Source organism: Candidatus Dorea massiliensis AP6 (genome assembly GCF_964245105.1).
Taxonomy (GTDB): domain Bacteria; phylum Bacillota; class Clostridia; order Lachnospirales; family Lachnospiraceae; genus Laedolimicola; species Laedolimicola intestinihominis.
Map to the genome: position 1 here is coordinate 108,807 of NZ_CAXTKW010000003.1, position 11,707 is coordinate 120,513.

Genomic DNA, 11,707 nt, shown 5'->3' on the forward strand with positions numbered 1-11,707 from the left:
GGAGAACGCCATGTCCCTGCAATTCATTTTCGGCAATTCCGGCGCGGGAAAATCCTATACTTTATTTCGGAGTGTGATCGAGGATTCCATCCGGCATCCGGATCAAAGCTATCTGGTGATCGTGCCGGAGCAGTTTACCATGCAGACTCAGAAGGAGCTGGTGCGGCTGCATCCGGACGGCGGTATCCTGAATATTGATATCTTAAGTTTTCAGCGGCTGGCCTACCGGGTATTCGAGGAGACCGGAACCCAGGTGGGAAAAGTGCTGGAGGAAACCGGAAAGAACCTGGTGCTTCGGAAGCTCGCCCAGGAGAAAAAGGGGGAGTTAAGGGTTCTCGGTGGGAATCTGAAGAAAATGGGCTACATCAGCGAGATCAAGTCGCTGATTTCCGAGCTGACCCAGTACGCGGTGACGGAGGAGGCGCTGGCGGATTTCCTGGAGAAGAGTAAGGAGAAGCCTCATCTATATTATAAATTATGCGACGTGCAGGTGCTTTACAAGGCGTTCCATGCCTATCTGGCGGATCAGTATATTACGGCGGAGGAGCTGCTGGAGGTGCTGTGCCGGGTGGTGGAGCGCTCAGAGATGATCCGGGAGAGCGTCATTGTGCTGGACGGCTTTACCGGCTTCACTCCGATTCAGAATAAGTTGATGCAGAAGCTGATGCTGTACGCAAAGAAGGTTATAGTAACGGTGACCATCGATGAGCGGGAGAATCCCTATCATGTGGAGGGGGAGCACCAGCTTTTTTACCTGAGTAAGAAGACGGTGGCGGGATTGAAACGGCTGGCACAGGAAGTGGACGTAAAGGAAGAAGAGCCTGTCTGGGTTCATCCCGGGGAGAAGAGCCGGTTCGCGGCGGGCGGAGAGCTTTGGTGGCTTGAGCAGAATCTGTTCCGGCTGCGGTGGCAGAGATATCCGCAGGCAGCCCAACCGGATACACAGACGAGTTCTGACTATGCGGCGGAGTGCAAAGTGGAGAATAAAGTGACACCCAACCAGATCAGCCTTCATATTCTCAAAAATCCGGAGGAAGAGGTAGCCTGGGCAGCAGGCCGGATCCGGGAGCTGATTCGTGAGAAGCACTATCACTACCGGGATTTTGCCCTGATTACCGGAAACATGGAGAGCTACAGCCCGGTGCTGGAGCGAATACTGGCGGATTATGAGATCCCCTGCTTCCTTGACAATAAGCGCAGCATCCTGAAGAATCCCTTTGTAGAATTCATCCGGGCGCTGCTGGAGATTGCGGAGCAGGATTTCTCTTACGAATCGGTGTTCCGGTACCTGAGGAGCGGTCTGTCCGGTATGGAGCCGGAAGAGGTGGATCTGCTGGAAAATTATGTGCTGGCGCTGGGTGTTCGCGGCGCGAAGCGATGGGAAGAACGTTTTATTCGTAGTTATAAAGGACTCACGGAAGAAGAACTGGAGCAGATCGACAGTTACCGGACAAGAGTGGCAGAGGACTTGCTTCCCTTTGTGAAAATACAGCGGAAAAAGGCGGTGGATGTCCGTACCAGGACGACGGCGCTCTATGAGTTGATTGCGAAAAAGGGCATCCAGGGCAGGCTGGCCGTTTTTGAGGAACGATTCAAGCGGGAACATAATGAGGTGCTGGCCAAGGAGTATCATCAGATTTACGGTATTTTGATGGATTTGCTGGATAAGCTGGTGGATCTGCTGGGCGAGGAAGAACTGACCATTCGGGAGTATACGGAGATTTTGGAGGCCGGTTTTGCGGAAGTCAGGGTCGGCGTGATCCCGCCCGGAGTCGATCAGGTCATGGCCGGGGATATGGAGCGTACCCGTCTGAAAGACGTTAAGGTACTCTTTTTCCTGGGCGTCAATGAGGGCAGCGTTCCAAAGAATATGTCCCGGGCAGGTCTGTTATCGGATATGGAGCGGGAACAGCTTCGGATATCCGGTATGGAGCTGGCTCCGACAGCCCGGGAGCAGGGGTATATTCAGCGGTTTTATCTGTATCTGAATCTGACGAAGCCATCGGACCAGCTTTATCTTTCCTGTACGCTGCTGGACAGCGGCGGCAAGGCGCTTCGTCCGTCCTATCTGATGAATGTGATGAAACGGTTATTCCCGGAACTGGAATTAAAGCAGGAGAAGGTGCAGCGAGAAAACGGACTCCCGCGAACGGAACGGGAGGGCGTGCGCCTGCTTATCGAGGGGCTGAAAGAGTACCGGGAGGGTCGGGGTAGCGCGCAGTTCTATGAGCTGTACCGATGGTACGCGAAGCAGGAGCGGTACGAGGAAAAGCTGACCCAGCTTCTGGACGGTGCATTTTCTGCCCATCAGGATACGAAGCTTGGCAAGGCAGTAGCCCATGCCCTGTACGGAACGGTGCTGGAGAACAGCGTGACCAGACTGGAGCAGTACGCAGCCTGCGCTTACTCCCATTTCCTCATGTATGGATTGAAGTTGTCCGAGCGGGAGCAGTACGAGTTTGCGCCGGTGGACATGGGAAATATTTTTCATGAGACGCTGGAGGCATTTTCGAAGAAGCTGGATGCCAGCGACTATACCTGGAAGACCCTGCCCCGGGAAGTGGCGGATGAATGGGTGGAAGAATGTCTGGCCTCTTTGACCGTAGATTATGGCAATACGGTATTGAACAACTCTGCCCGCAACAGCTATATGATTCGTCGAATGGCCCGGATTCTGAAACGGACGGTCTGGGCGCTTGGGGAGCAGATTCGAAAAGGGATGTTTACACCGGAAAATTATGAGATTTCATTTTCCGGCGTGTCGGATCTGGAAGCCATCAATATCGAATTATCTCCGGAGGAGCAGTTGAAGCTCCGGGGACGGATCGACCGGGTGGATACCTGCGAGGATGCGGAGCATGTGTATGTGAAGGTCATTGATTATAAGTCCGGAACTACGTCGTTTCAGCTGTTGGCGCTGTACCATGGACTGCAGCTGCAGCTGGTGATTTATCTGAACGCGGCCATGGAGCTGATGAAGAAGGAGCATCCTGACAAAGAGGTACTCCCGGCTGGCGTACTGTATTATCAGATACAGGATCCGGTACTGGATACGGATGGAGAGGAAGCGGATGTGACAGCCCGGGTACTGGAGAAGCTGAAACCAAATGGGCTTATCAATGGGGATCCGGAGATTATTAAGCGCCTCGATCAGTCTATGCCGGGACGGTCACAGGTGCTGCCCATTGCTTATAATAAAGATGGTTCCCTGCGTGCCGGTTCTCCGGTGGCCAGCGGCGAACAGTTCGCGGCACTTTCACGTTATGTCAACCGAAAAATCCGGAAGATTGGCTCAGAGGTGCTGGATGGCCGGATGGATGTGAATCCATACGAACTGAAGGGGAAGACGGCCTGCGATTACTGCGCCTACAGCGGCGTCTGTGGGCTGGACAGCAAGACCGGGGGCTTTCACAGGCGGAGACTGCCTATTTTCGGGGATGATGAAATCTGGAAGCGGATAGAGGAGGAAGAACTGTGAGCGTCAGATGGACCGAGGAACAGAAAAAAGTCATTGATGTGAGAAATAAAAATGTGCTGGTTTCTGCGGCTGCCGGTTCCGGTAAGACGGCGGTTCTGGTGGAACGAATTCTTTCTCTGGTCTGCGGAGAGGGCGAGGACGAAAAACCGCTGGATGTGGACCGGCTTCTGGTGGTGACCTTTACGAAAGCCGCTGCGGCGGAGATGCGGGAGCGTGTGGGGCTGGCCCTGGAGAAACGGCTGGAGGCGGATCCGGAAAATGAACATCTGCAGAAGCAGCAGACGTTGATTCACAGCGCGCAGATTACCACCATTGACAGCTTCTGCCAGTATGTGATTCGAAATTATTTTCATCAGATTGATCTGGATCCGGCGTTCCGTATCGGGGATGAGGGCGAGCTGAAGCTATTGAAAGGTGATGTGGTGCAGGAGCTTCTGGAGGAGCATTACGGGGAAGAACGGGCAAAGTTCACGGAATTTGTGGAGGCCTATGCCACCGGAAAGAGCGATGTGGTCATTGAAAATCTGATTTTGCAGCTCTATGAGTTTGCGGTGAGCTATCCTTATCCGAAACGATGGCTTGCGGAGTGCATGGAGCCCTATAGGGCGCAGACGGAGGAAGCGCTGGAGCGCAGCCCCTGGATGCGTTTTTTGATGGATTATGTAAACCAGACATTTGCGGATCTGGAACAGGAGATTCGGCGGATGCTGGAGATCTGCCGTCTGCCGGGCGGTTCCTATATGTATGAGGATGCGGTACAGGCGGATTTGCTTCAGGTGCAGGAGCTTCTGAGCTGCCGTGGTTATGAAAACATCCGGGAGCGGTTGACGGATCTTTCCTTTGCGCGGCTTTCCACAAAGAAGGATCCGAATGTGGAAGAAGAACGGAAGAATCAGATTAAGGCCTTTCGGGAGGGTATGAAAAAGAGCCTGAAGGACCTGAAGGAAAAGTTTTTTAACCTGCCCCTGGCGGGCGTGCTGGAGGTCATTCAGAAAGCTGCGCCGACCACGGAGGTGCTGCTTTTCCTGACGGCGGAATTCGCGGATCGGTATCAGGAGAAGAAGAGGCTTAAGAATCTGGCGGATTTCCCGGATCTGGAGCATCTGGCATTGGAGATTCTGGTGGAGGATGTGGAGACCGGAGAGGATGGAGGGCTTAAGATCGTGCCGACCGACGCGGCGCGGGAGCTGTCCGCCCGGTACGCACAGATTATGATTGATGAGTACCAGGACAGTAACCTGATCCAGGAGATTATTCTAAACAGCGTAAGCCGCGGACAGGGCGTTCCCAATGTGTTCATGGTGGGTGACGTGAAGCAGAGTATCTACCGGTTTCGTCTGGCCAGACCTGAGCTGTTTATGGAGAAGTATCATACTTATCCGCAGAGTGATGAGGCGGCGGAGATTCGGATTGATTTGCATAAGAATTTCAGAAGCCGGAGAGAGGTGCTGGAGGGGACGAACGATGTCTTCGAGAAGCTGATGACGGAAGCCGTGGGCGGCATCACCTATGACAGCGCGGCGGCGCTGTATCTGGGGGCAGAGATGCCGGAGCCGGAGAGTGGAATTAACGTGCCAGAACTGTTATTATTAGAGAAAAACAAGGATTCCCTGCCCGAGACAGAGGACACGGACCAGGCCGAGCTGACCGACCGGGAACTGGAAGCCCATGCGGCAGCCGACTGCATCCGCCGGGTCATGGCGGAGGGAAAAGTCTGGGATCGGGATGCCGGAGCTTTTAGATCAGTGCGCTATGGGGATATTGTGATTCTGCTCCGCAGCCTGACCGGATGGGGTGATGTGTACGCCCGGGTATTGAACGCGGCGGGTATCCCGGCCCATACGGAATCCAGGACCGGATATTTTACCACGATCGAGATTCAGACCCTGTTAAATCTTTTGCGTATCGTGGATAATCCCAGACAGGATATCCCGCTGGCGGCGGTGCTGAAATCTATGATTGGCGGATTTACGGATGTGGAACTGGCGAAGATTAAGAGCGCGTATCCGGATGTGAAGTTTCATGAGGCGTGCATGCGGTATGCAGGGGAATGTAATTCTGCCATAGGGGAGAAAGCTTGCGACAACGAAGAAGGCAGTATAAAAGAGTCAGGAACCGTATTGATAGGAAAGAAAATTACGATAGAAAATACGGATTCAACGGAGAAAAAATCAGAACAAGGGATAAGAATAGAAGAACAGCCACAATTAGAAAAGGAGATTCAGATAAAGCTACATGATTTCTACCTCAATCTCCATACTTACCGCCAACGCGCCGAATTTCTCCCCATCCACGAACTTATCGAGGAGCTCCTTCAGACCACAGGCTACGGCGACTACCTGGCGGCGGAGCCGGCGGGAGCCCAGCGGGAGGCCAATGTGCGGATGCTTATCGAGCGGGCCATTGCCTTTGAGAAGACCAGCTACCGGGGCTTGTTCCATTTTGTCAGATATATGGAGCAGCTGCAGAGCTACAATGAGGATTTCGGCGAGGCCGGTATCCTGGGTGAAAATGAAGACGCTGTCCGTATTATGACCATCCATAAGAGCAAGGGTCTGGAATTCCCCGTTGTTATCGTGGCAGGCCTGGGCAAGAGCTTCAACCGCCAGGACATCCGAAGCCGGGTAGTGATTCATCCGGAACTGGGCGTTGGCGTAGACTGGGTGGACGCGGCGATGCGCACCCGCACGGCTTCCCTGCCCAAACGGGTGCTGCAAAAGGCTTTGGATTTGGAGATGCTGGGCGAGGAATTGCGAGTCCTTTATGTGGCATTTACCAGAGCGAAGGAAAAATTGATTCTGCTGGGCAGTGCGGCGAAGCTGGAGGAAAAGATGGGAAAAAGCCGGTCTTTTCGTACGATTTCCACGGCAGGAACTTACCTGGACTGGGTGCTTCCGGCTGTGGCGGGAAGTGGGGAGAGTCCCTTCGAAGTAAAAACAGTGACACTGGAAGGTCAGACGGAAGAAGCGCTGATCCGGCAGATGGAAAGGGAAGAACAGTGGGAGATTTTCGCCCACCCGGAGGAGCTTCCGGAAACAGACGAGGAGTATGCGAAGCTTCTGGAGAAACAGCTGTCCGACACTTACCCGTGGCAGGAGGATATCACCCTGCAGGGCAAGTTCAGTGTATCAGAATTGAAGAAAATGGGACAGACGGAAGAGGAGGATGCGGATACCCTTCTCTATCCGGCGGAAGAAATTGTGCCTTATATTCCGCGGTTTATGTCAGAGAAGGAGCCGGTCAGCGGAGCAGCCAGAGGTACTGCTTATCACCGGGCGCTGGAATGTCTGGATTTCCGGGGACTGTACCATTCGGAAAAGGTGAAGGAAGGACTGGAGCGTCTGGTGGAGGAAGGACGTATGACCCGGGAACAGGCAGACGTGGTGCGTCCCTACGATATCTATGCCTTCGCCCAGACGCCGCTGGCGAAGCGCATGAGCGCAGCCCGGGACCGGAATGAGTTCCATACGGAGCAGCCCTTCGTAATTCAGTTGCCCGCCCGGGAGTTGGAGATCGGCTGTGAAAGCGACGAGCCGGTTCTGATCCAGGGAATCATCGATGCCTGGTTCTATGAGAAAAATGAAAATGGGGAAAACGAGATTGTCGTTGTGGATTACAAGACCGATTTTGTAAAAGACGGTGGAGAACTCCTGAAAAAATATAAGAAACAGTTGGACTATTATCAATTGACCCTGGAACGGCTCACCGGAAAACGGGTGAAGGAGAAGATTATCTATTCCTTCTGCCTGAAGGATGAGATTCACGCAGAGTAAGGAAACTGTATGCAGAGAAAAAGTGATTCTACAGAAAGAGAGAAAGTTTTGACAGAAACGGATTCGATAGAAATGGATTTAATCGAGACAGTATCATTTTTAGGCAGAAGCTTGAAACTTGAGATTCAGTCCCATGCCTGGAAAAACCGTGCGGTGGCCTCAGGTGATACCCTATACCTGTTCCTGCGCGCAGACGCAAGAACGGAAGAAAAGGAAAAACTGATACAGATCTGGAAGAAGGAAAGCCTGCGAAAAGAGGTAGCCCGTCGGCTTCCGGTCTGGGAGAAAAAGACCGGTCTCTACTGCTCCTGCTGGCAGATTCGCGATATGAAGACCCGCTGGGGCACCTGCAATGTGAAGACCCGGAAGGTGTGGCTGAGCCTACAGCTTGCGAACCTCGGTCCGGAATGTCTGGAATATGTCATTCTCCATGAACTGACCCACCTCTATGAGCCCAGCCACAACGCTCGCTTCAAAGCCTATCTGGACAGCCAGATGCCGGAATGGCGGCAGATTCAGGAAAGTATGCGGGTGCGATAGATACAGTAAAAAACTGGCGGAGAACAGGCTTTCTCCGGTTGAACCCGCCCTTTGAATTGTGTATAATGGATGAGAAAAAGTGGACTAAGGAGGAGATTCACATGAAAAAGCCAAATGTGCTCATTGGTTTACTGCAGCTCATTGGGGCAATCATTTTAGGGTGGATTTTATGGCTTTTTATTTTTGCCGCCATCATACCGGAAGAGCAGGATATCAGCAATTTCCAAAGCGGTATTTCCATTTTACTGGGAGCGGTAACAGGAATTCTGGTACTGATGATTATCAAGTTTAACGGAGCGCACAGAACGCAGCAGACAGCCAGAAAAGCGTTCAGCGACATCAAGGTTTACGAGGAAAAAACAGATCGCCTGCTGGATAAGGCCAATCGGGTGTCGGATAAATACATGAAGCATGAGAAAAAAGTGTATACGCAGATTGAGGAAGCCAGAAGCCAGGGAAAAGGAATGGTGGTAAAAATTCGCAATGGTTCGGAATTTCAGCAGGCAATCGAGAAATTCCCGGAGCTGCGTTCCAATGAGAATATACAGCTGCTTCTCCGGCAGATTCGCGAGTGCGAGAATGGACTGGCAGGACAGAAGATGACTTACAATACCTGTGTGGAAAATTATAATGTGGCGATTCACAGTTTCCCATTTAGTGTCATCCGTAAAATATGCAGATTTGAAAATATGGAATATTACAGAGACAGAGAGGACGAGGAGCTGATCTCAGATGAAGCTCTCGGAATTTAAATACAAAAATCAGAGATAAAGGAGTAACGACATGCCAGTATTCGATTTTAACAGTGCCCCGGCAGGCGCCCCGAAGGAGCCGGAGTGTACCTATACTACATACCGCACCAATGGGGCGGAGGCCAGCCCGGAGCAGCCGATTCTTCTGCTGGACAATACAAAGCGTCAGTGGAAGCATCATTCCTGCGGTGTATTCACCAATCCGGCCAAGCAGACGGCCTTTGAATTTAAAGAGGAGGACGGAAAATTCAACGCGGATATTCTTTTGATTGACGCCCGTTTTGTGAGCCTGATCAAATGGCTGGGCGAGCATCAGATCCACGTACGCCTGTCCGGCGCCAACCGGGAGGACGGATATGCCGTATACAAGATTCGGGAGACAGCCTTTGGCGGCGGCACCAAGCTTTCTGCAGAGGACGGCTTTCTGCAGTTTATGATCGACCGGCTTTTTGCCAGCAACGCGCCTTCCGAGGAAGAAACGGATGAGGATCAGGACGAGGTCGGCGACGACATGAAGCTGACCAGCCTTCAGAGTATTACGGATTTTATGACCTGTGCAGGCCGTACACTTCCGGACAATATTCAGCTCTGGGCCAGAAGAAACCTGGCGGTGGCCCGCTCCCATGAAGTATCCCCGGAGGAGAAGCGTCACGCCCAGAGGGCCCTGTCCATTATGATGAATATTCAGTGGAAGAGCAATTATTTTGAGTCTATTGATCCGAAGGAAGCCCGCAGAATTCTCGATGAAGAGCTCTACGGCATGGAGAAAGTAAAGCAGCGTATTATCGAAACCATCATACAGATTAACCGTACCCATACACTTCCGGCTTACGGACTGCTTCTGGTGGGACCGGCCGGAACCGGAAAATCCCAGATCGCCTATGCGGTGGCGCGTATCCTGAAGCTGCCGTGGACCACCCTGGACATGAGCTCCATCAACGATCCGGAGCAGCTGACCGGAAGCTCCCGTGTCTATGCCAATGCGAAGCCGGGTATCATCATGGAGGCGTTTTCCATGTCAGGCGAGTCTAACCTGGTGTTCATTATCAATGAGCTGGACAAGGCCAACGCCGGAAAGGGCAACGGCAATCCCGCAGATGTGTTGCTGACACTGCTGGACAACCTGGGCTTCACCGACAACTACATGGAATGTATGGTGCCCACCGTAGGCGTGTACCCAATCGCCACAGCCAACGATAAGAGCCAGATCAGCGCGCCGCTCATGTCCCGTTTTGCGGTGATTGATATTCCGGATTACACGGAAGAAGAGAAAAAGGTGATTTTTTCCAAATTTGCGTTGCCGAAGGTGTTGAAGCGCATGAGCCTTCGTAAGGATGAGTGCATCGTGACGCCGGAAGGCCTGGACGCAGTCATTGCCAAGTATGCGGATACGACCGGAATCCGCGACCTGGAGCAGGCGGCGGAGCATATCGCGGCCAATGCGCTGTACCAGATTGAAGTAAATGGAGTAAAAGCCGTGAAATTTGATGCACAGATGGTGGAAGAACTGTTAGGATAAATTTTTATATAAGACGGACGAAATGGCGCAGGTTCCCCCATGGGAATCTGCGTCATTTTTGAGAGTGGAATCTATCAGTCTCATTTTGTGAGGTATGGGGTTCTTGCTGCATTTTTCGCAAGAGAAAATATCCCATAATTCCGTCAAAATTTCCATATTTACAAAAAGAAAGGTAGATAGTATGCTCTAGTGAGGGAAAGATTTACCATGAGTGAAAATATGAAACAATCAAAGGGGATTGAAATGGTCAGCGGTTCGCTGTGGAAAAGACCATTCATACGGCTTTTTTGCTCTGCGGCCTTATAGGACTTCTGACAGGCGGAATCTGTTTTTTCTTTGCGAAGGGGATGCTGTCGCTGATGAACACCAAGCCGGAGCTTATCGATGGTGCGGTTTTATATCTGAAAATCTATGCCGTCGGCATGCCGGCCATGGGTATCTACAATTTTGGCAACGGCGTCATGAGCGCTTCGGGCGATACAAAGCATCCGCTGATGTATCTTGCTTTTGCGGGTGTAATCAATGTGATTCTGAACCTGTTTTTCGTTATTCAGTGTCACATGGCGGCGGAAGGCGTGGCGCCGACGGTCATCGTGATTTTGGGATCCTGCGTGAGGGGCAGTTATAAGGACAGCCTAAGGGAAATGATTTCGCGAGTCGCGTGAATGGAACCACAGAAAATGAGTATTTGAGGAACAGGTATGGAAAATTTTGAAGATAATTTGTTTTTAAAGGCCAATCTGGAGAAAGAAATTCCGATTCTGCGGACGCAGATCCAGAATCTCTACGAGCAGCTTGACCGGAAATTTCACCTACAGGGGGCTATGGTGCCGATTACCTTCGGCATGGACACGGACTGTCTGGGCTCCTACACCCGGGGCAGTCACAATGAGAAGGAGCATTTTCATTTTTCTCTGCTTTTTATCGGCTATGCGGTGAAGCATCCGCTGAGCAAAGAGGAGCGGACAGATCTCTACCGCCATGAATACGCCCATTACATGCAGTACAATATGCCGATTCCGAAGCAGTATCAGTGGCAGTCAGGCACCCACGGCAGCGCCTGGAAATACTGTTGTTCCCTGGTGGGCGCAGCACCGACGCCCTATTACAAGGCAGGCGAGGCATTGATGAAGCATAATTACGACAAGGTCCTGAAAAATCCGATTCACGATAAGACGGTCCCTCTGCGGGATCGGTATCGGCGGGAGCAGGAGCATAAGAAAGCGAAAGACAGCGTAATTCAGTATCAAATCGGTGAGCAGGTGTCTCATCCCAAATTCGGGCATGGCAGGGTGGAAAAAGTAGAGCAGAAAACGGGCTCGGTGAATCTGCATATCCGGTTTGAAGATGGGGTGCGGAAGATTGATCAGAAGTGGCTGATTCGGTCGAAGTATCAGAAAAAAGGATTGAATCTTGATCAATCTCAATGATTCGCCGTTTCAAAAGCATTAAAAGCATTAAAACGGCGTGGTTTTGCTTGCGTACAGTGGAATATGGGAGTATAATGATATCAATATTTTCGCTTGAGTTTAAAAGCTTTAATAGGATATTCGGCAAACCAGATGAAAGTCTGGGACGCAAAGCTACAGGGCCTGTAAAATGGCAGCCAGTTGCATGAAATGAGGTGCACTGTCTGTTTGGCAGT

7 protein-coding genes and 1 riboswitch are annotated in these 11,707 nt (G+C 51.8%); all 7 genes read left to right on the forward strand.

Translation table 11 applies throughout. The features are described 5' to 3' along the window. Positions 1-10 precede the first annotated feature (10 nt). The 7 genes from addB to ACESZP_RS04440 all read left to right on the forward strand — a co-directional run bounded on the left by addB (position 11) and on the right by ACESZP_RS04440 (position 11,492). The gene (gene addB / locus ACESZP_RS04410; protein WP_499708144.1) at positions 11-3,478 is read left to right on the forward strand and encodes a helicase-exonuclease AddAB subunit AddB; all 3,468 of its coding nucleotides are present in this window, start codon (positions 11-13) and stop codon (positions 3,476-3,478) included. Beyond that, the gene (locus ACESZP_RS04415) at positions 3,475-7,251 is read left to right on the forward strand and encodes a UvrD-helicase domain-containing protein (RefSeq protein ID WP_499708145.1); all 3,777 of its coding nucleotides are present in this window, start codon (positions 3,475-3,477) and stop codon (positions 7,249-7,251) included. The genes addB and ACESZP_RS04415 overlap by 4 nt, the downstream gene beginning before the upstream one ends. A 72-nt stretch (positions 7,252-7,323) precedes the next feature. Beyond that, positions 7,324-7,791: a YgjP-like metallopeptidase domain-containing protein gene (locus ACESZP_RS04420; RefSeq protein WP_499708146.1), complete on the forward strand. Its 468-nt coding sequence runs from the start codon at positions 7,324-7,326 to the stop codon at positions 7,789-7,791. A 101-nt stretch (positions 7,792-7,892) separates the two neighbouring features. After that, on the forward strand, positions 7,893-8,543 hold the full coding sequence (locus tag ACESZP_RS04425) for a LemA family protein (protein ID WP_499708147.1): 651 nt from the start codon (positions 7,893-7,895) through the stop codon (positions 8,541-8,543). 31 nt (positions 8,544-8,574) lie between these two features. Then, positions 8,575-10,062, forward strand: a complete 1,488-nt coding sequence (locus tag ACESZP_RS04430) for an AAA family ATPase (protein ID WP_499708148.1) — start codon at positions 8,575-8,577, stop codon at positions 10,060-10,062. Between the two features lie 260 nt (positions 10,063-10,322). After that, positions 10,323-10,727 (forward strand): MATE family efflux transporter, encoded by a 405-nt coding sequence (locus ACESZP_RS04435; protein ID WP_499708149.1) that lies wholly within the window; start codon positions 10,323-10,325, stop codon positions 10,725-10,727. A gap of 36 nt (positions 10,728-10,763) precedes the next feature. Beyond that, positions 10,764-11,492 carry a hypothetical protein gene (locus ACESZP_RS04440; protein ID WP_349164414.1) on the forward strand — a complete coding sequence of 243 codons (729 nt, stop codon included), beginning with the start codon at positions 10,764-10,766 and terminating at the stop codon, positions 11,490-11,492. 112 nt (positions 11,493-11,604) lie between these two features. After that, positions 11,605-11,680: riboswitch (cyclic di-GMP riboswitch) on the forward strand. The last annotated feature ends 27 nt before the right edge of the window (positions 11,681-11,707 follow it).